This window comes from Amycolatopsis sp. NPDC034160, assembly GCF_055575355.1.
Genome location: NZ_JBVISU010000014.1, coordinates 56,456 through 76,312, shown reverse-complemented (window position 1 = coordinate 76,312; position 19,857 = coordinate 56,456). Strand labels below are relative to the sequence as shown.

14 protein-coding genes and 1 pseudogene are annotated in these 19,857 nt (G+C 68.9%); 11 read left to right on the top strand and 4 right to left on the bottom strand.

The annotated features are described in order from the left end of the window. Positions 1-35: 35 nt before the first annotated feature. Together ACZ54P_RS25800 and ACZ54P_RS25795 are read right to left on the bottom strand one after the other, a co-directional pair. On the bottom strand, positions 36-1,202 hold the full coding sequence (locus tag ACZ54P_RS25800) for a saccharopine dehydrogenase family protein (protein ID WP_465464132.1): 1,167 nt from the start codon (positions 1,200-1,202) through the stop codon (positions 36-38). A gap of 20 nt (positions 1,203-1,222) precedes the next feature. After that, positions 1,223-1,873 (bottom strand): GOLPH3/VPS74 family protein, encoded by a 651-nt coding sequence (locus tag ACZ54P_RS25795; protein ID WP_465464131.1) that lies wholly within the window; start codon positions 1,871-1,873, stop codon positions 1,223-1,225. 191 nt (positions 1,874-2,064) lie between these two features. Here ACZ54P_RS25795 and ACZ54P_RS25790 point away from each other — a divergent pair, with 191 nt between their 5' ends. The 5 genes and pseudogenes from ACZ54P_RS25790 to hrpA all read left to right on the top strand — a co-directional run bounded on the left by ACZ54P_RS25790 (position 2,065) and on the right by hrpA (position 9,827). Next, positions 2,065-3,549: an APC family permease gene (locus tag ACZ54P_RS25790; RefSeq protein ID WP_465464130.1), complete on the top strand. Its 1,485-nt coding sequence runs from the start codon at positions 2,065-2,067 to the stop codon at positions 3,547-3,549. An 80-nt stretch (positions 3,550-3,629) separates the two neighbouring features. Beyond that, positions 3,630-3,851 (top strand): hypothetical protein, encoded by a 222-nt coding sequence (locus ACZ54P_RS25785; protein ID WP_465464129.1) that lies wholly within the window; start codon positions 3,630-3,632, stop codon positions 3,849-3,851. Positions 3,852-3,891: 40 nt separating this feature from the next. Continuing rightward, positions 3,892-4,585, top strand: a pseudogene (locus ACZ54P_RS25780) (cation:proton antiporter domain-containing protein). Between the two features lie 13 nt (positions 4,586-4,598). After that, complete coding sequence (locus tag ACZ54P_RS25775) at positions 4,599-5,762, top strand: lactate 2-monooxygenase (RefSeq protein WP_465464128.1); 1,164 nt, start codon at positions 4,599-4,601, stop codon at positions 5,760-5,762. 138 nt (positions 5,763-5,900) lie between these two features. Further along, the gene (hrpA, locus tag ACZ54P_RS25770; protein ID WP_465464127.1) at positions 5,901-9,827 is read left to right on the top strand and encodes an ATP-dependent RNA helicase HrpA; all 3,927 of its coding nucleotides are present in this window, start codon (positions 5,901-5,903) and stop codon (positions 9,825-9,827) included. Positions 9,828-9,921: 94 nt separating this feature from the next. Here hrpA and ACZ54P_RS25765 read toward each other — a convergent pair whose 3' ends face one another. After that, positions 9,922-11,628, bottom strand: a complete 1,707-nt coding sequence (locus tag ACZ54P_RS25765) for a bifunctional 3'-5' exonuclease/DNA polymerase (RefSeq protein ID WP_465464126.1) — start codon at positions 11,626-11,628, stop codon at positions 9,922-9,924. A gap of 148 nt (positions 11,629-11,776) precedes the next feature. Between ACZ54P_RS25765 and ACZ54P_RS25760 the strand changes: the two genes are divergently transcribed. Further along, entirely contained in the window at positions 11,777-13,414 is a 1,638-nt protein-coding gene (locus ACZ54P_RS25760) for an acyl-CoA synthetase (protein WP_465464125.1), read from the top strand. A gap of 381 nt (positions 13,415-13,795) precedes the next feature. Here ACZ54P_RS25760 and ACZ54P_RS25755 read toward each other — a convergent pair whose 3' ends face one another. Further along, entirely contained in the window at positions 13,796-14,734 is a 939-nt protein-coding gene (locus ACZ54P_RS25755) for a hypothetical protein (RefSeq protein WP_465464124.1), read from the bottom strand. A 262-nt stretch (positions 14,735-14,996) separates the two neighbouring features. Here ACZ54P_RS25755 and ACZ54P_RS25750 point away from each other — a divergent pair, with 262 nt between their 5' ends. The 5 genes from ACZ54P_RS25750 to ACZ54P_RS25730 all read left to right on the top strand — a co-directional run bounded on the left by ACZ54P_RS25750 (position 14,997) and on the right by ACZ54P_RS25730 (position 19,747). Continuing rightward, complete coding sequence (locus ACZ54P_RS25750; protein WP_465464123.1) at positions 14,997-16,247, top strand: S8 family peptidase; 1,251 nt, start codon at positions 14,997-14,999, stop codon at positions 16,245-16,247. A 100-nt stretch (positions 16,248-16,347) separates the two neighbouring features. After that, positions 16,348-17,100, top strand: coding sequence for an SDR family oxidoreductase (locus ACZ54P_RS25745; RefSeq protein ID WP_465464122.1), 753 nt, complete (start codon positions 16,348-16,350; stop codon positions 17,098-17,100). Then, positions 17,097-18,161 carry a phosphotransferase family protein gene (locus ACZ54P_RS25740; protein ID WP_465464121.1) on the top strand — a complete coding sequence of 355 codons (1,065 nt, stop codon included), beginning with the start codon at positions 17,097-17,099 and terminating at the stop codon, positions 18,159-18,161. The genes ACZ54P_RS25745 and ACZ54P_RS25740 overlap by 4 nt, the downstream gene beginning before the upstream one ends. Beyond that, the gene (locus ACZ54P_RS25735; protein ID WP_465464120.1) at positions 18,162-18,818 is read left to right on the top strand and encodes a histidine phosphatase family protein; all 657 of its coding nucleotides are present in this window, start codon (positions 18,162-18,164) and stop codon (positions 18,816-18,818) included. 11 nt (positions 18,819-18,829) lie between these two features. Then, positions 18,830-19,747 (top strand): SMP-30/gluconolactonase/LRE family protein, encoded by a 918-nt coding sequence (locus tag ACZ54P_RS25730; protein ID WP_465464119.1) that lies wholly within the window; start codon positions 18,830-18,832, stop codon positions 19,745-19,747. Positions 19,748-19,857 lie beyond the last annotated feature (110 nt).

Genomic DNA, 19,857 nt, shown 5'->3' with positions numbered 1-19,857 from the left:
TTAGAACCGTCATTACCACTCACGAGACCCCATGCCTACAGCGTCGCGAACCGCAGACCCGCGTTGCTCAGCCTGTCGATCAGCGCCTGCCCCATCGCGGCCGCCGTGGTCACCTGGCCGGCCGTCTCCGGCAGCTCGTCCAGCGCCAGGCACACGGCGGACTCGCCGAGCATCTTCGCCGTCTCACCGTAGCCCGGGTCGCCACCGGACACCTCGGTCACGACATGTTCGTCACCGCTCTCCGCATGGAACCGCACGGAGAACCACGACCGCGCCCGGCGGGCCTCGTCCGGGCCGCCGCCGGGCTTCAGCAGGTTCGACAGCGCCCGTCGCGCGGGCGGCAGCTGAGCGGCCGTGAAGAGCAGGCCCATTCCGGCGGCACCGGCGGCCACCACCGGAAGACGTTTGATCGCCGCGAATTGCCGGTAACCGAAGTCGGGACCGTACGCCGGAAGCGCGGCGGCCGAACGTTCGACGATCATCGGGTCGAGGGTCGGCATCGGTACCGCCCAGAAACCGTCGGGGTTGCGATGCGGTGTCCCGAGGGATGCGCGCGCACGGCGGCCCGCCGGACGTGGTTCGGCCGCGGCGCGGTCCCGGGCGGCGCGGATGCTCGCGGGCAGCCGGGAAAACGCCGTCAGCGCCGAGAGGAACGTGCCGCCCGACGGCATCCCGCCCGCGCGCACGTATCCGTCGATCCGGACCGGTTTTCCTTGCGGAAGCCGGGAAATCGTGTACAGGACACCGAGGTCGTACGGGATCGAGTCGAAACCGCACGCGTGCACCAGCCGGGCGCCGGTCCCGGCCGCGCGGGTGTGGTGGGCGAGGAACATCTTGTCGACGAACTCGGGCTCGCCACACAGATCGACGTAGCCGGTCCCGGCTTCGGCGCACGCGGCGACCAGCGGCTCGCCATAGTGGACATACGGGCCGACAGTGGTGGCGACGACTTTCGTCGACTCCGCGACCTCCCGGAGCGAGTTCACGTCGGAGACGTCGGCTCGCAGCAGCGGTAACTCGGCGAGTTCCTCGTTGATCGAGAAAAGCTTTTCCCGCAACGCTTCCAGCTTGCCGAGATCGCGTCCCGCCAGCGCGAGGCGCAGGGCGGGTGGCGCGGCCTTGGCGAGATACTCCGCGGTCAGGCCGCCGGTGAAGCCGGTCGCGCCGAACAGCACGACGTCGTGGTCACGTTCAGTCGGCATGGCGCCAAGGCTACCGCCGGTCAGCGCCGGTCGCCGGTGTAGACGACGGCGGCGCACACGGCGTCCACACCCGTGATCAGGTCGGCCAGCGCACGGGGGAGATCCCGGTGGGTGGCCTCGGCCCAGGTCCGCAGCCCGGCGCGGTCGAGTTCCGGTTCGCAGAGGTCGTCGAGACCGACGGTCCAGGCCAGCAACGCCAGGCACACGGAATGCGGATCCGGCTGTTCGGTGCCGAGTACGGCGGCCCTGGCCTTGCTCCGGGCGGCGGTCGACATCAACAGATCCCGCGGCGGGTACCGGTGGATCTTCCGCATCAGCACCCGATCGGTCTCGCGGGTGACCACGCCCGCGGCGAGCAGATTGCTCGCGACCGTTTCCCCGAGATCCTGGCGGAGGTGGTCGACCCATTCCCGCACGGTGTGCGGCTCTCGCTCGCCGCGGATTTCCGAAAACACCCGATCCAGCGCGGGATGGGCGAGGCCGCGGCGCGACAGCGGCCGGATTCGCTTGCGTTCCACGGTGATCCGCTCGGCGAGCAGGAGATCGCAGAGCGCGGAACCGGCCATTCCGATGCCGAGTCCGGTGCGGCGGAGCGCGGGTTTTCCGGTGAACTCGTCGTGGGCGAGGAAGAACAGGGAATCGACCAAGGTCAGCCGACGCATGAATGGCATGCCCCCCGGCGTCGTAGTGCGGACGGCCAAAGTAGCGGTAGTCGCCCGGCTGTTGTGACCCGAGGTCCGTTTTTAGCCTGAACGGACGTACCTCGCCGGGGTGCCCGGCCCTAGGGTGGGATGGCTCTCGCAAGATCAAGAACGCGAATCGACGCGTTCGCCGCCAAACCGACGTCCGGGGGGACGGGTTCATGGGTACGCAAAGACCGCGGCGCGGTCTCGGTCAGCGACGGCTCGGAGCCGCCCAGATCGTCTTCTTCGTGGTGGCCGCGGCGGGCCCGCTGTTCGCCATCGCGGGCGGCGTCCCGACGAACTTCGCCGTCACCGGCAGTGTCGGCGTGCCGCTGTCGTTCCTCCTGCTGGCCCCGATCCTGGCCCTCTTCGCGGTCGGCTACGCGGCGATGAGCCGCTACATCACCAACGCCGGCGCCTTTTATCCCTACGTGGCCAACGGTATCGGCAAATCCACCGGCGCCGGGATCGCGTTCGTGACGCTGATCACCTACAACGCCATCCAGATCAGCATCTACGGCCTGTTCGGCTGGTCCGTGTCGACCTGGCTGGGGACGCTCACCGGTTCGCCGCCGCCGTGGTGGCTGTGCTCGCTGCTGATGGTGGTGCTCGTCGGCGGGCTCGGCGTGCTGCGGGTCGACCTCAACGCCAAGGTGCTCGGGGTGGCACTGTGCCTGGAGGTCGCCGTCCTCACCATCGTCGACGTCACGCTGTTCGCGAATCCGGCCGGTGGCAGCGTTTCCTGGGTGCCGCTCGAACCGGCGAGCCTGTTCACCACGGGGGTCGGCGCGGTGTTCGCGTTCTCCGCCGCCGCGTTCATCGGCTTCGAGGGCGCGGCGACCTATGGCGAGGAGACGCGCGACCCCAGCCGCACGGTCGGCCGGGCGACGTTCGCGGCGATCGGGCTCACGGCGGTGCTCTACGTCGTGTCGTCACTCGCGCTGGCCGTGGGCGCCGGACCGGACGTCATCGTCACCACCGCCTCCGCGCAGGGGCCGGATCTGCTGTTCAATCTGGCTGGCGGGCATCTCGGCGAAACGTTCTCCGACGTCGCCTACACGCTGTTCGTGACCGGCCAATGCGCGGCGCTGCTGAGCTTCCACAACGCCGTCGCGCGGTATTTCTTCGCGCTGGGCCGGGAAGGGCTGCTGCCGCGCTCGCTCGCCAAGACGAGCAAGCGCACCGGCGCGCCGGTGGCCGGTTCGCTCACGCAGACCGCGCTCGCCCTGGTGGTGGTGGCCGCGTTCGCGCTCGCCGGACGCGATCCGATCACCGAACTGTTCACCTGGCTCGGCGCGACGGCGTCGACGGGGGTCGTGGTGATCATGATCGCCGTCTCGCTTTCGGTGATCGGCTTTTTCAAACGGCGCCGTCACGCCGAAAACGCCTGGCGGCGCTGGATCGCCCCCGCGCTGGCGATGTTCGCGTTGTCCGCCGTGCTCGCGTTGATCCTGCTCAACTTCGACCTGTTGCTCGGCCCGGCCGGGACGTTCCTGCTGCGCTGGGGGTTGCCGGGACTGGTCGTCCTCGCGGCCTTGGGCGGCTTTCTGCGCGCGGAAGTGCTGCGGACACGGGATCCCGACACCTACGCCGGGATCGGTGGCCCGCTCGGAGACGGGGACGACGAACGCGAACCCGTCGGTCTCGGACACCGTCCTCAATAGACAGTGCGGTACCCGTGCCGGATGCATCGTCGATTTGTCTGTAAAGGACTGGTAAAGTAGCGGCCGGATGACGACGAACCGTGCCCCCTGGGCACGGTGCCCCGGGGAACGACCCGGTCGCCGTCTTCGCGACCCATCCGCTGCCCGCCTTCCATGGCGCGCAAGCCGTCCCCTTCGTCGACGTGCCCGCCGAAACGGCGACCGTCGACCTCCCCGACGCCGGACCCGCTCCCGAGCCGGGCGAACCCGTCGTCGTCACCCGCGCGCTGCCCCGTGCCGCCGCGCGGGCACCTCCGCGCTGAACCGGTACCCCTCCCGAATCAGCCACCATCGGAGGTCTCCATGAGTTCCGGTCATGCCTTGCTGGCCGTCGGCGGGGCGTTCCTCGCCGCCGGCGTGATCGCCTGTGTGGAGCAAGTACAAGGCCGCCCTGTTCATGCTGGCCGGTTTCGTCTTCGGCCCCAACACCCCCGGACTGTCCCTTGTGGACGATCCGAGTGATCTCGGTGTGCTCGCCGCGCTCGGCCTCGTCTTCCTCCTGTTCTACCTCGGCCTCGAATTCTCCCTCGACGACCTCGCCAAGGGCGGGCGCAAACTCGTCTGGTCCGGGCTGAGCTACCTGATCCTCGTCGGGGTCGCCGTCATGGGGGCCGCCGTCGCCGAGGAGGTCGGGGTGTCCGACGCCATCGGCGCGTTCATGGTCGGCATGATGCTCGGCGCCTCGAAGGTCGCGCCGCGGATCCAAAAACTGGTGCTCCCGCTGCGGGACGCGTTCGGCGCGCTGTTCTTCCGTCAAGCCGGGGTGAACATCGGGCTCACCATGCTCACCCGCGGCGAGTTCTCGCTCGTGCTCGCCGCGATGGCGACGGCCGCCGGGCTGGACTCGCGGGTCGCGCCGTTCGTCGCGGGCTACGTGCTGTTGCTGGCCCTGATCGGTCCAGTCGCGGTCATCCGTTCCGAGAAACTCACCTGGTTGCTACCGGCGAGTATTGTCCGAGGCTCGACCCGCCGCGACGAGCCGGCCAGGGTGACGTGACAAGGAGGCCTGGGTGACGGAGCGGTTCGGCGGCTATCAGAACGAGATCTACCTGCAGGGGCTCGGCGGGACCTTCCCGCCGTGCTCCACCGATGCCACGAAGCTGGAGGAGTCGGCGCGGGAGATCCTGGAGCCGGGGCCGTTCTGGTACGTCGCGGGTTCGGCCGGTTCGGGCGCCACCGCGCGCGCCAACCGGGAGGCGTTCGACCGGTGGCGGCTGGTCCCCCGGATGCTCACCGGCGCGACCGAACGTGACCTGTCCACCACCGTGCTGGGGACTCCGATGCCGGCGCCGGTGCTGCTGGCGCCGGTCGGCGTCCAGTCGATCGTGCACGAGGGTGCCGAGCCGGCGGCCGCGCGGGCCGCGGCGTCGGTCGGCCTGCCCTACATCATGTCGACGGCGTCCTCGACCGGCATCGAGGACGTCGCCGAGGCGAGTGGGGAAGGGCCTCGGTGGTTCCAGCTCTACCGGCCCACCGACAACGACGTCTGCGCGAGCATCCTGGCGCGGGCGAAGGCCGCGGGGTTCACCACACTCGTCGTCACGCTCGACACCTGGACCCTCGCGTGGCGCCCGAACGACCTCGACCACGCGTATCTGCCGTTCATCAAGGGTGAGGGGCTCGGCGTCCCGCTCAGCGACCCGGTCTTCCGCGGTCTGCTGGAGAAGACGCCGGAGGAGGACCCGCCCACCGCGATCCTGCGCTGGATCTCGATGATCACCGGCACGGACAGCACCTGGGATCGGCTGCCGTTCCTGCGCGAGCACTGGGACGGGCCGATCGTGCTCAAGGGCATCCAGCATCCCGACGACGCGCGCCGCGCCGTCGAGGCCGGGATGGACGGAATCGTCGTGTCCAACCACGGCGGCCGCCAGGTCGACGGCGCCGTCGCCTCGCTCGACATGCTCCCGGAGGTCGTGAACGCGGTCGGTGACCGGATCGAGGTCCTGTTCGACTCGGGTATCCGCACCGGCGCCGACATCGCCAAGGCGCTCGCGCTCGGGGCGAAGGCCGTGCTGGTGGGACGGCCGTGGGTGTACGGCCTGGCGCACGCGGGGGAGGAAGGCGTCCGGCACGTGCTGCGGAGCCTGCTCGCCGACCTCGATCTGACCATGGGCCTGTCCGGGCACCGGACCCTGGCCGACCTCACGCCGGGCTCCCTCATGCGCTCCTGACCCCGCATTTCGTCCTCTGAATGCGGTAGTTCGCGTTGCCAACTACCGCATCCAGAGGACGAAACGCGTGGGGTGGGTGGTGACGTGCGGGATATTCGGAGGCCGTGATCGTCACCCACGGCTATCCTGGTGCCGGTCATGGCTGCTCAACCTTCCCCGCTCGGCGCCCTGCGCGCTCGCCTGCCCGAACTGATGTCGCGCGACGAGCACCGCCTCCGGCGCCGGCTCGACGGTGCCCGGAAAACGCGCGACGCCGAGTCGATCGCCGCGCAGATCGAGGCCGACATCGAGGCCGCGGAGCTGCGGGTCACGCGCCGCCGCGACAACGTCCCGAAGATCTCGTATCCCGAAGAGCTGCCCGTCAGCCAGCGCAGGGACGAGATCGCCGAGGCCATCCGCGACCACCAGGTGGTGATCGTCGCGGGGGAGACCGGTTCCGGGAAGACGACCCAGCTGCCGAAGATCTGTCTCGAACTGGGTCGCGGCATCCGGGGCCAGATCGGCCATACGCAGCCGAGGCGGCTGGCCGCGCGTACGGTCGCCGACAGGATCGCCTCCGAGCTGAACACCGAGCTCGGTGAAGCCGTCGGCTACAAGGTCCGGTTCACCGACCACTCCGGCCAGGACACGCTGGTCAAGCTGATGACGGACGGCATCCTGCTCGCCGAGATCCAGACCGACCGGATGCTGCGGCAATACGACACGCTGATCATCGACGAGGCGCACGAGCGCAGCCTCAACATCGACTTCATCCTCGGCTACGTCAAACAGCTTCTGCCGCGCCGCCCCGATCTCAAGGTGATCATCACCTCGGCGACGATCGATCCGGAGCGGTTTTCCAAGCATTTCGGGGGGCTCGGGGGGTCGTCCCCCCGGGATGGACACAGTGACGACGCGCCGATCGTATGGGTGTCCGGCCGGACTTATCCGGTCGAGGTCCGCTACCGGCCGATCATCGACCCCGACGATCCGGACGCCGACCAGGACCGGGATCAGACGCAGGCCATCTGCGACGCCGTCGACGAACTCCAGCACGAGGGGCCGGGCGACATCCTGGTCTTCCTCTCCGGCGAGCGGGAGATCCGCGACACCGCGGACGCCCTGTCCAAAATGGACCTCAGGAACACCGAGATCCTCCCGCTGTACGCCCGGCTCTCGTCGTCGGACCAGCACCGGGTGTTCCAGCGCCACACCGGGCGCCGCGTCGTCCTCGCCACGAACGTCGCCGAGACGTCGCTGACCGTGCCGGGCATCAAGTACGTCGTCGACCCCGGCACCGCGCGGATCTCGCGCTACAGCCATCGCACCAAGGTCCAGCGGCTGCCGATCGAGCCGGTCTCGCAGGCGTCCGCGAACCAGCGCAAGGGCCGCTGTGGCCGTACCTCCGACGGTATCTGCATCCGGCTGTACTCCGAAGACGATTTCGACGCCCGTCCCGAGTTCACCGATCCGGAGATCCTGCGGACCAACCTCGCGTCGGTCATCCTGCAGATGACCTCGCTCGGCCTCGGTGACATCGCGGCGTTCCCCTTCGTGGAGCCGCCGGATCGCCGCCAGGTCACCGACGGTGTCCAGTTGCTGCAAGAACTCGGTGCCTTCGATATGTCGGACGGCAAGAAGCTCACCGAAACCGGCCGCAAGCTCGCCCTGCTCCCGGTCGACCCGCGGATGGCGCGGATGGTGCTGGAGGCCTCGCGCAACGGCTGTGTGCGGGAAGTGATGATCATCGCCGCCGCACTGTCCATTCAGGACCCACGCGAGCGGCCGGCCGAGAAGCAGCAGGCGGCGGACGAGCAGCACGCCCGGTTCGCCGACAAGACGTCCGACTTCCTGGCGTACCTTAACCTGTGGGAGTACGTCAGCGAGCAGCAGAAGGCGTTGTCCACCAACCAGTTCCGCCGGTTGTGCCGCAACGAGTACCTGAACTACCTGCGCATCCGAGAGTGGCAGGACATCTTCAGCCAGCTGCGTCAGCTGGCGAAACCGCTCGGCATCACCCTCAACGCGGGCGGCGCGGCCGATCCGCAGCGGGTGCACACGTCGCTGATCGCCGGGCTGCTGTCGCACGTCGGGCTCAAGGATCCGGCCAAGGGCGACTACCTCGGCGCGCGCGGGGCGCGGTTCTCGGTGTTCCCGGGCTCGGCGCTGTTCAAGAAGCAGCCGCGGTTCGTGATGTCGGCCGAACTGGTCGAGACGTCGCGCCTGTGGGGCCGGGTCAACGCGCGGATCGAGCCGGAATGGGTCGAACCGCTCGCCGGGCACGTGGTCAAGCGGAACTACTCCGAGCCGCATTGGGAACGCAAGCAGGGCGCGGTGATGGCCCTGGAAAAGGTGACCCTGTACGGCGTCCCGCTGGTCGCCGACCGTCGCGTCAACTACGGTCGGATCGACCCGGAGCTGAGCCGCGAGCTGTTCATCCGGCACGCGCTGGTGGAAGGCGACTGGGAGACCAGGCACAAGTTCTTCGCCGAGAACCGCGCGCTGCTGGAAGAGGTCGAAGACCTGGAAAACCGCGCGCGCCGCCGCGACATCCTGGTCGACGACGAGACCCTTTTCGAGTTCTACGACCAGCGCGTCCCGGCCGACGTCGTCTCGGCGCGGCATTTCGACAGCTGGTGGAAGAAGGCCCGCCACACCGAGCCCGACCTGTTGAGCTTCGAGAAGACGATGCTCATCAACGAGACCGCGGGCGGCGTGCGCGAGGCCGACTATCCCGATTTCTGGACCCAAGGCAGCCAGACCTTCAAGCTCACGTACCAGTTCGAGCCGGGTGCGGACGCGGACGGCGTCACCGTGCACATTCCGCTGCCGGTGCTGAACCAGGTCACCGCGGACGGTTTCGACTGGCAGGTCCCCGGCCTGCGCGAAGAACTGGTGACCCAGCTGATCAAGTCGCTGCCCAAGGCGATCCGGCGCAACTTCGTACCGGCACCCGACCACGCGAAGCTCGTCCTGTCGCGGGTCGGCCCCGCCGACGGTCCGCTGCTGCACGCCGTCGCGGACGAACTGGAGGCGCTGCGCGGGGTGGAGATCCCTGACGACGCGTGGCAGCTGTCCGCGGTACTGGAACACCTGAAGATGACCTTCCGCGTGGTGGACGTCCGCGGCAAGAAGGTGTCCGAGGGCAAGGACATCGAGGCACTCAAACGAGACCTGAGCGGCCAGGTGCGCGCGACGATCTCCAAGGCCGCCGACAGCATCGAGCGCGAGGGCCTCACGACGCCCGCGTTCGGCGAGCTGCCGAAGGTGTTCGCGAGCAAGCAGCGCGGGCACGACGTCAAGGCGTATCCGGCGCTGGTCGACGAAGGCGGCACCGTCGCGGTGCGGCTGCTGGACACACCGGGGCAGCAGGAACAGTCGATGTGGGCGGGCACGCGGCGGATGCTGCGGCTGAACCTGCCGTCTCCGATGAAGTTCATCACCCGCAACCTCGGCAACTCGTCGAAGCTCGTGCTGAACCGCAATCCGCACGGCTCCGTGGCGGCCTTGCTCGAAGACTGTGTCGACTGCGCCGTGGACAAACTCGTGGCCGACAACGGCGGCCCGCGCTGGGACGAGGCCGGTTTCGCCGCGCTGCTGGAGAAGGTGCGCGCCGGGCTGAACCCCGGCGTGCTCGCCGTGCTGACCGACGTCGAGAAGATCCTGCGCGCGGCCAACGACGTCGAGACCCGGCTGGCGGACACCCGAGGCCCGGCCGACTCGCTCGCCGATATCCGGGCGCAGCTGGATGGCTTGGTGCACAAGGGTTTTGTCACCGAGACCGGGCAGGACAGGCTGAAGCACGTCGTCCGGTACCTGCGCGGGATCGAACGGCGGCTGGAGAAGCTCCCGACCGAGCCGACCCGCGACATCCAGCGCACCGGCGACATCGCGTGGCTGCGCAACGAGTACCAAGCGGCGCTCGACGCGGTCCCGCCGGGGACGTCGTCACCCGCGCTGCGGGAGATCCGGTGGATGATCGAGGAACTGAGGGTGAGCTTCTTCGCCCAGACGCTCGGTACCGCGCACCCCGTCTCGCTGAAGCGCGTCATCAAGGCACTGGACGACGCCGCCGCCCGCGTTTAGTCCTCTAAATGCGCCTTGGCGGTGGGGCATCGGTGGTCGTGAGTGGCGATTCGGGTTAGCGCACGAATCGCCACTCACGACCACCGGAGCCGAGTCACTTCGCGTCGGCGTAGGTGTCGACGGCGGCGATGTGCAGCGGGAACCGGACCGGGCAGGCGGCACCGAACAGCATCCGCGCCGCCTCGGTCATGCTGTCCACAATGGACTGCGATACCTCGTCGGCGAACTCGGCCGGGGTGTGCACCAATACCTCGTCGTGCTGGAAGAACACCAGATGCGCGGGGGAGGGTAGCTTGCCGCGCAGGGTGGCCAGCAGGACCGCGGTCATATCCGCCGCGCTCGCCTGCACGACGAAGTTCCGGGTGAACCGGCCCCAGCCGCGTGACGCCTGACGTGCCTTGGTCTCGGCGGCCTCGTCCTCGGCGACGCCGCCGGTCAGCGCGCGCCAGGCCTCCGACGGCGCGGGTGACGTCCGGCCCAGGCGGGAGCGGACGCGCTCGCCGCGTTCCCCGGCCTGCGCGGCACGCTCCACATAGGACACCGCGTCCGGGAACCTGGTCCGCAGCAGGGCCAGCAGCGGTCCCGCCTCGCCGGAGGTGCCGCCGTACATCGCCGAAAGCATCGCGATCTTGGCGCGGTCGCGATCGTTCCTGTCGTCCCAGACGGGCACCGGGACGCGGCGCACGCCGGAGAACATCGCCTCGGCGAGGCTCGCGTACAGATCCGTGGCCGCGGCGACCTCGGCCAGCTTGCGGTCCCCGGACAACGCCGTCAGCACCCGCGGCTCCAGTTGGGCGGCGTCGGCGACCACCAGTTTCCAGCCCGGATCGGCGCGGACGCAGGTCCGCAGGATCTTCGGGATCTGCAGCGCGCCACCACCCCGGCTCGCCCAGCGTCCCGAGACGACCCCGCCGACGACGTAGTGCGGGCGGAACCGGCCGTCGTGCACCCACTCGTCGAGCCAGGCCCAGCCGTTTGCGGAATGCAGCCGCGCGAGTTCCTTGTACTCCAGCAGAGGTGGTACGGCGGGGTGGTCGATGTCGCGCAGCAGGTACTTCCTCGCCGAAGTGACCTCGATGCCCTCGCGGCCGAGCGCGCGGACGACGCTGGCCGGGGCGTCCGGGTTGACCGGGCGACCGCCGAACGCGTCGCTGATCTTCGCCGCCAGCTCGACCAGCCGCTTCGGCCGTTGCCCGGCCGGGACACGCGGGCCGAGCTGGTCGGCGAGCAGTTCGAGGTGCAGGTCCGCTCGCCACGGCAAGCCGTCGGCCGACATCTCCGCGGCCGCCAGCGCGCTCGCCGACTCCGCCGCGAATAGCAGCCGAAGCCGCTCCGGATGTTCGGTGAGTGCGACCCGTTTCTCCTGTTCGGCCAGGACGAGACGGGCGGCGTCGACCACGGTGACGCCGGACGGCAGCCGGGGGCCGCGCGTCTCGAACAAAGTCGGCTGGTCGTCCTCGGCCCACAGTGGCGGCTCGTCGGCGGGCGCCTCCTGCCCGTTCGCCCTGGCCAGCGCCGCGCGCAGGCTCCGTGATTCCCGCGGGCGGCCTTCGTGGGCCAGCAACAGCCCCTCGACCAGCTCCAGGTCGTGACACCGCCGCACCCGGAGGCCGGCCTTGATCAGGGCCGGGTACGTCCGCTCGACCGACGGGAACACCCAACGGGGTGAGTGCTGCGCCTCCAATCCGCGTACTTCGTCGACGAACCGCGCCAGGGTCAAGCCGCGGCGCGGCGGCAGCCCGGAAATCGAGATCGCGAAGTCGCCATCCTCCTCTTGACCTGCGATCGCCTGCACACTCACATTGTGGTGGTTCCCCCCGACATTTCTGTCATCAGAGGGCTAGTGCGCCTGGACCAACGGTCGGCTACTGTCGAGTAGCAACCCCATACCGCCGGTACGCGAAGACGGCGGCATGGCGTCTCGCCGCAGCAGCAACGGAGGTGCCCGGATGAGAAACCCCACCGGCCTCGCCACCTTGGTGGCGGGCAAGGTGACCGAGACCGTGCGCAGCATCGACGTGATGCGCCAAGCGGGCCTGCTCCCGATCCCCCGGGTCGACGAGGGGCTGCGGTCGCTGGTCATGGTGCGGAAGTGGGGTCCGTTCGCCGGTGCGAACATGATCGCCGCCCGCCGGGACCCGACCGCCACGGGCATCATCGACGAACTCGGCCCCCTGACCTTCAAGCAGCTCGACACCCAGTCGAACGCGCTGGCCAGGGCGTGGTCGGAACGCGGCCTCGGCCCGGGTTCGGTGATCGCCGCGCTGTGCCGGGACCACCGCGGTCTCGTCCTGACGATGCTCGCCTCGGGCAAACTCGGCGCCAAGCTGCTGCTGATGAACACCGGGTTCGCCAAACCGCAGCTCGCGGACGTCGCGAAGCGAGAAGGCGTCACCGCACTCGTGTACGACCAGGAGTTCACCGACCTGCTGGAGGCGGTCGAGGGCGACGTCGACCACTACCTCGCGTGGGTCGACTCGGACGCCGAGCTTTCCGGGCACGAGATCCCGATCGTCACCGAGCTGGTCGCCAGCACCGACGACCGTCCGTGGCCGGCACCGGCCAAACCGGGCGGCTTCATCCTCCTGACCAGCGGAACCACCGGGACACCGAAGGGCGCGCCGCGGCCGCACACCTCCGCGCTCGCCTCGGCTCAGTTCCTCGACCGCATCCCGCTCCGGACCGGCGAAGCGACCTACATGGGCGCGCCGCTGTTCCACGGGACCGGGCTGTCGCAGTTCATCCTGTCCTTCGCGCTCGGTTCAAAGGTCGTCATGCGGCGCAAGTTCGTGCCGGAGGAGACGCTGCGCGGGGTCGCGGAGAACCGCTGCACCACGCTGGTCCTCGTGCCGACGATGCTGCAGCGGATCGTCGACCTTCCCGAAGAAGTCCGCGCCAAGTACGACACCTCGTGCCTGCGGATCATCTTCGTGGCGGGCTCCGCGCTGTCCCCGGATCTCGGGAACCGCGCGACCGCCGCGTTCGGCGACGTCGTGCACAACCTCTACGGCTCGACCGAGGTCGCGGTCGCCACCGTCGCGACCCCCGAAGATTGGCGCAAGGCGCCGGGCACGGTCGGCCGCGCGCCGGTGGGCTGCAAGGTCGCCCTGTACGACGAGAAGGGCGGCAAGATCACCGAGCCGCACGTCACCGGCCGGGTGTTCGTCGGCAGCGGGCTGAGCTTCCAGGGCTACACCGACGGGCGGAACAAGGAGATCATCGACGGGCTGCTTTCCAGCGGCGACGTCGGCCATTTCGACGAGGACGGCCTGCTGTTCATCGACGGCCGTGACGACGAAATGATCGTCTCCGGTGGTGAGAACGTCTTCCCGATCGAGGTGGAGAACCTCCTGGTCGAGCGCGAGGACGTGATCGAGGCGGCGGTCGTCGGCGTCGTCGATCCCGAGTTCGGGCAGCGGCTGAAGGCTTTCGTCGTGCGGGCCGAGAAGTCGGACCTGGACGTCGAGGGAGTGCGCGAGTATGTGAGGGCCAACCTCGCCCGGTACAAGGTGCCGCGTGACGTGGAGTTCCTAGACGAGCTGCCGCGCAACGCGACCGGGAAGGTGTTGCGCAACAAGCTGCACTGAGGGCCCAGTCTCGTGAGTGGTAATGGTGGTTCTAACGAACCGTCTCTTAGGTACCTACTCGTGGCCTGCGGTCTTGTCGAGCGAAGTACGTGATGGCCCCCTTCCTTGCGCCTGGCGCAAGGAAGGGGGCCTTCATGTACGGGGGAAGGTGTGAAGGTCGAGTTTCCTCGGCTGAGCCGAGGGAAGGGGGGCTTCACGCGCCACTGTTGTGACCGGTGGTGCTGCTGAGGCTCGTGATGGCCTTCCGGGACGAGTGAAGGAACTTTGAGGGACTCTGGGTGCCTCAAGGAGTCCTTCACGGACCGGCCGCTACCGGACTCACCCGCGGTAGGTACCTAGAACACTCTTGGCTCTAACCGTCATTGCCACTCACGAGGCCGGTCAGTACTCCCAGTCGATGCCGAACACGCCGGGACCGAAGTCGAGCGCGACGGCGTGGACGCCACTGCCCTGGTCCGGTTTCAGTTCCTTCCGGTCCAAGGGTGACGCGCCTTGGCGCGAATATTGCCAGCATTTCCCCGGGATGGTGTCCGGGGCGAACCGGACCTCCAGCAGGTACTCGCGGACGGGCCGCCGGAACTCGCGGTAATGCGTGTTCCGGCATTCCGGATACGGCGGCCCGGGGTTGGTCAGGGAGTACTCGATCAGGTGAGTCTCGCCGCGGTCGATGGGCCGGTCGAAGAGCAGTTCGGCCACCGTGAGCCCGTGTTCGTCGTCGACTTCGGCGCGGCCGACGTGGCAGTTGCGCAGCGTGTTCAGCACCGGCGGCCCCGCATCGGGATCACCTTGGGCGTAGACGAGCAACCAGCGGTCCTGTCCGTCCGCGCCCGCCTGGAACACCGCCCTGGCGGTCACCGCGCGTTGCCCCCCGTCCGCGGCGATCTCGCACAGGTCGTGCAGGCCGACCAGTTTCAGCTGATGGTGTTGTTCGAGCGCGTTGGGCGCGCCGACCTTCTCCAACAGGGCCTGGAGCGCTTCGAGCGGGAAGGTCAGCGGCTGCTCGGTGGTGGCGCGGCTTCGGCGTGACGACGCCCCGCGCGGCCGTGGTGGCGGGAGCAGGCTGAGCAGCGAACCGGCGGGCACCGCCAAGACCTCTTCGAGGACCCGGACCGCGGACAACGAACTCTGCCGTTCCGGCTGACGTTTGCCCGATTGCCAGTAGCTCAGCGCGGTCACGCTCACCGACGCGCCGCGCGCGAGGAGCCGGGCTTGGATACGGTCGAGGCTGAGCCCGCTCGTGGCGATGGCCGATCGCAACGTCGAGGCGAAGGCCGTAGGCGGCTGGTCGTCCTCTCGCGTGATCGCGCTCCCCGCCACCATATGCCGCCCGACCGCCCCCGTCTGCCGCTTCTTGACACCGTCCGGTTGATAACAACACGAACAACATTATCAGTCTGCGGTAACGCTCCGGTGGTGCTGTCTGCCTGGTGAAAACGACTTTCCGGACGAGTGCCGTTAGTCCTTGTGGCCTAGTACTGGTAACTGTGAATCATTGCCCGCCCACCACGGCACCGGCTTGCATGGCTCTCAACAACGATCATCCTCCCGGGTGATCGCCCGCGGCGCGGCAGGAAGGGAACCAGTGAGCAAGTCCCGGAAGAACCTGAAGTCCCGAAAGACCCGGAGCGGCTTGAGGGCGGGGGTCGCCCTCGCCGGCGTGACCGCGGCGGTCGCCACGTTCGGCGCGGGTGCGGCCCAGGCCGACCAGCAGGGCGAAATCCGCGACGCGGGTGTGGCCAACGCCGTCGGCGGCAGCTACATCGTCGTACTCAAGCCCACCGCGGTCGGTCAGGGCGTGGCCGCGGCGAGCGAGATCACCGCGAACGTCGCCGCCAAGGCGCAGGGCCTCACCGGTCAGTACGGCACCACGCTTTCCCGCACCTTCGGTTCGGCGCTGAACGGCTTCTCGATCAAGGCCGACGAGGCCGCCGCGAAGCGCCTCGCCGCCGACCCGCAGGTCGCCTACGTCGTCCAGAACAAGACGTTCAAGATCAGCGAGACCCAGGACAACCCGCCGTCCTGGGGCCTGGACCGCGTCGACCAGGCGGATCTGCCGCTCGACACCAAGTACGCCTACCCGACGAAGGCCGACAACGTCACCGCCTACGTCATCGACACCGGTGTCCGCGGCTCGCACAAGGACTTCGGTGACCGCGCGACCGGTGGCAAGGACTTCGTCGACAACGACGACACCCCCGACGACGAGCACGGCCACGGCACGCACGTCGCCGGCACCATCGGCGGCACCGAGTACGGCCTGGCCAAGGGCGTGAAGATCGTCGGCGTCCGCGTGCTCGACGCCAACGGCAGCGGCACCACCGAGGGTGTCGTCGCCGGTGTCGACTGGGTCGCGGCGAACGCCAAGGGCCCGTCGGTGGCCAACATGAGCCTGGGCGGTGGCGCGGACGACGCCCTGGACGCGGCCGTCAAGGGCGCCATCGACAAGGGCGTGACCTTCGCGCTCGCGGCGGGCAACGAGTCCTCCGACGCCGGCACCACTTCGCCGGCCCGTGTCAAGGAGGCCATCACGGTGGCCGCCAGCGACAAGACCGACAAGCAGGCCGGCTTCTCGAACTACGGTTCGGTCGTCGACCTCTACGCCCCGGGCGTCGATATCACCTCCACGTGGGGAACCGGTGACGACGCCGAGAACACCATCAGCGGGACTTCGATGGCTTCGCCGCACGTGGCCGGTGCCGCCGCGCTCTACCTTTCGGCTCACCCTGACGCCACTCCGGCCCAGGTCGCCGAAGGTCTGGTCGCCGCGGCCGCCGACGGCAAGATCGGCAACCCGACCGGTGGCACGGCGAACAAGCTGCTCCAGGTGAAGTAGAGCCCTTTCGGACAGGCTGCCCCCGGCGAACCCCAGGCGCCGGGGGCAGCCACCTGTCCGAGGGTCCCGAGACTTGTTACCAACGGGTAAGCTCCAGCGCATGGTCCTGCGGAAGAACATCCTGATCACCGGGGCGAGCTCCGGACTCGGCGAGGGAATGGCCAGGCAGTACGCCGCCAGAGGCCGCAACCTGGCGTTGGCCGCCCGCCGTCTCGACCGGCTCGAAACCCTCGCCGCGGAGCTCAAGAAGGCTTACCCGGGCATCACCGTGGTCACCCGGAAGCTGGACGTGAACGAGCACGACCAGGTCTTCACCGTCTTCGAGGAGTTCCGCGAGGCGCTCGGCTCACTCGATCGCGTGATCGTGAACGCGGGGCTCGGCAAGGGGCAGCCGATCGGCTCGGGCCGGTTCGACGCCAACCGCCAGACCTTGCAGACGAACTTCCTCGCCGCGGCCGCCCAGATCGAGGCCGCCGTCGGCATCTTCCGCGAGCAGAAGGACGGCCACCTCGTGGTCGTCTCCTCTTTCTCCGCGCTTCGCGCCTTCCCCGGAAATCTGACCGCGTACGCCGCCTCGAAGGCGGGCATCTGGGCGTTCGCCGAGGGCACCCGGATCGAGCTGATGAAGACGCCGATCAAGGTCACGACGCTGCTGCCCGGGTTCATCGAATCGGAGATGAACGAAGACATCTCGAAGGTCCCGCTCGGCACGAAGGCCGAGCCCGGCGCGCAGGCGATGGTGAAGGCGATCGAATCCGAGGCGGCGAAGGCGTTCGTGCCGTCGTGGCCGTGGGGTGTGCTCGCGCGGGTGTTCCGGTTCATCCCCGCGTCGGTGCTGAAGAAATTCGCATGACGCCGTCCCCCGACAAGACCGTCGAGGTGCGCGGCGAGGACTCGTTCGATCCCGCCGCGGTGCACGCCTGGCTGGCCGACCGGGTGCCAGGACTCGGCGACGCGCCGCCCGAAGTCCGCCAGTTCCCGGGCGGTGCCTCGAATCTCACGTACCTGCTGAGCTATCCCGGCCGGGAGCTGATCCTGCGGCGCCCGCCCGCCGGGCACAAGGCCGCGTCCGCGCACGACATGCGCCGTGAGTTCCGGGTCCAGCGCGCGTTGCGGCCGGTCTTTCCTTACGTGCCCGAGGTGCTCGCCTTCTGCGACGACGAAACCTTGCTGGGTGACGATTTCTACGTGATGGAGCGGCTGGAAGGCCTGATCCTGCGCGGAGATCTGCCCGCGGGGTTCGAGCTGCCCCCGGAACAGGCAAGCGAGCTGTGCGGCAAGGTCGTCGACCGGCTGGTGGAGCTGCACACCGTCGACGTCGAGGCCGCCGGGCTGGCCGACCTCGGCAAGGGGGCCGGCTACGTCGAGCGTCAGGTCCGCGGCTGGTCCGAGCGGTTCCGCAAGGCGCGCACGGAAAACGTACCGGACTTCGCCGAGGTGATGGCGTGGCTGGCGGACAATCAACCCGCCGAGGTCAAGATCTGCCTGATCCACAACGATTACCGGCTCGACAACCTGGTGCTCGACGAAGACCTCGGCATCATCGGCGTCCTCGACTGGGAGATGGCCACCCTCGGTGATCCGCTGATGGAACTGGGCAGCACGCTCGCGTACTGGGTGCAGAACGATGACGACGACGTCATGAAGCTCAGTCGCCGCCAGCCCACGCACGTGCCGGGGATGTACACGCGTGAGGAGTTCGTGCGGCGGTACGCGGAGCGGTCCGGTCTCGAGATCGGCGACTGGACGTTCTACGAGGTGTACGGCCTGTTCCGGCTCGCGGTGGTGATACAGCAGCTCTACTTCCGTTTCCACAAGGGACAGACCGGCAACCCCGCCTTCAAGGATCTGTGGCAGTTCGTCGGCTACCTCGACGGACGCTGCCGCCGGATCATCGCGAAGGGGGACGCGTAGATGGGCGCGATCTACCTGGTCCGCCACGGTCAGGCGTCGTTCGGCGCGGAGAACTACGACCAGCTCTCGCCGCGCGGGTTCGAACAGTCCACTGTGGTCGGTGCGGAACTGCGGCGGCGCGGCGTCGAGTTCACCCAGGCGCGCTCCGGATCCCTGGCCCGCCAACGAGACACGGCCGCGACGGCGTTGAAGGTGCTCGCATCCGGGATCGCCGTCGTCGAGGACGAGCGCTGGAACGAGTATGACCACGTCGACATCGCGAAGTACCACGCCGCCGGGGTTCAGCAGACCGATTCGCGGGCGTATCAGGCCGCTTTGGACGGTGCGCTGAACGCGTGGGTCTCGGCGGGAAAGGACAGCCCGTGCGCCGAAACCTGGCCCGCGTTCCTGGCTCGCGTCAAGGGCGCGCTGGCCGAGGTCGTGGCGTCACTGGGCAAGGGTGAGCACGCCGTCGTCTTCAGTTCGGGCGGGGTCATCGCGACGGTCTGCGGCGCGCTCATGGGCACACCCGAGGCGGGCCTGCTGAAACTGAACCGGGTCACCGTGAACGCCGGCCTCACCAAACTGGTGTCCGGCCGCGGCGGGGTGACCATGCTGTCGTTCAACGAACATCCGCATTTCGAGGCGGAAGCCGCGGAACTGCTCACCTACCGCTAGGGAGGAACGCGATGCCGTTCGGCCAGGTCACGGTCATCCCGGTGAACGGGCGCGGCCCCGAAGACGTCGTGGTCGACGACCAGGGGCATGTCTACACCGGCGTCGACGACGGGCGCATCCTCCGCATCACGCCGGACGGCAAGCGGATCGACGTCCTCGGCGACACCGGCGGGCGTCCGCTCGGGCTGGAGTTCTACGGCGACGATCTCCTGATCTGCGACGCCAAGGCCGGTCTGCTCACCATGCCGCTCGCGGGTGGCTCCGTGACGACCCTGGCCACGGCCGCCGTCGGACTCGATTTCGTGTTCTGCAACAACGCCGCCGTGGCGAAGGACGGCACGGTGTACTTCACCGATTCGTCCCGGCGCTTCGGCATCGAGAACTGGCGAGACGATCTGATCGAGCAGACCGGCGGCGGACGTCTCCTGCGGCGCACCCCGGACGGGAAGATCGACCAGCTCGCCGACGGTTTCCAGTTCGCCAACGGCGTCGCGCTGCCGCCCGACGAGTCCTATGTGGCCGTCGCGGAGACCGGCGCCTGCCGGGTCGCCCGCGTCTGGCTCACCGGTGACCGCGCCGGGACGCGTGACGTGCTGGTCGACGATCTGTGGGGCTACCCCGACAACATCTCGACCGGCAGCGACGGGCTGATCTGGATCACCGTGGCGAGCCCGAAGGTGCCCGCGCTCGCCTTGGTGCGCAAGCTTCCCGCGCCGCTGCGGGCCGGTGTCCGCGCGCTGCCGACGGCGCTGCAGCCCGCGCCCGCGCGCGAGTGCGGCGTGCGCGGGGTGACGCCGGACGGGAAGCAGGTGCACGAACTGCGCGGGGAGATCAACAGGTTCCACGTGCTCGTCGGCGTCCGTGAACGGGCCGGAACCCTCTACTTCGGCTCGCTGGAGGACAACGCGATCGCCGTGACGACGGTCTGAGAGGCGTTGGTCGAGCTGGTCGTGAGTGGCGATTCGGGTTCTCACCCCAACCGCCACCCCCGGACCGATGTCTCGCACCCGCCCCTGCACCCCCCGTTCCAGCAAAACTT

What these genes read in the sequence shown, in the direction of transcription:
- ACZ54P_RS25795 (WP_465464131.1), bottom strand. Translation starts at nt 1,873, where the DNA reads ATGCCATTCATGCGTCGGCTGACCTTGGTCGATTCCCTGTTCTTCCTC.
- ACZ54P_RS25790 (WP_465464130.1), top strand. Translation starts at nt 2,065, where the DNA reads ATGGGTACGCAAAGACCGCGGCGCGGTCTCGGTCAGCGACGGCTCGGA.
- ACZ54P_RS25735 (WP_465464120.1), top strand. Translation starts at nt 18,162, where the DNA reads ATGGGCGCGATCTACCTGGTCCGCCACGGTCAGGCGTCGTTCGGCGCG.
- ACZ54P_RS25755 (WP_465464124.1), bottom strand. Translation starts at nt 14,734, where the DNA reads ATGGTGGCGGGGAGCGCGATCACGCGAGAGGACGACCAGCCGCCTACG.
- ACZ54P_RS25800 (WP_465464132.1), bottom strand. Translation starts at nt 1,202, where the DNA reads ATGCCGACTGAACGTGACCACGACGTCGTGCTGTTCGGCGCGACCGGC.
- hrpA (WP_465464127.1), top strand. Translation starts at nt 5,901, where the DNA reads ATGGCTGCTCAACCTTCCCCGCTCGGCGCCCTGCGCGCTCGCCTGCCC.
- ACZ54P_RS25745 (WP_465464122.1), top strand. Translation starts at nt 16,348, where the DNA reads ATGGTCCTGCGGAAGAACATCCTGATCACCGGGGCGAGCTCCGGACTC.
- ACZ54P_RS25760 (WP_465464125.1), top strand. Translation starts at nt 11,777, where the DNA reads ATGAGAAACCCCACCGGCCTCGCCACCTTGGTGGCGGGCAAGGTGACC.
- ACZ54P_RS25740 (WP_465464121.1), top strand. Translation starts at nt 17,097, where the DNA reads ATGACGCCGTCCCCCGACAAGACCGTCGAGGTGCGCGGCGAGGACTCG.
- ACZ54P_RS25730 (WP_465464119.1), top strand. Translation starts at nt 18,830, where the DNA reads ATGCCGTTCGGCCAGGTCACGGTCATCCCGGTGAACGGGCGCGGCCCC.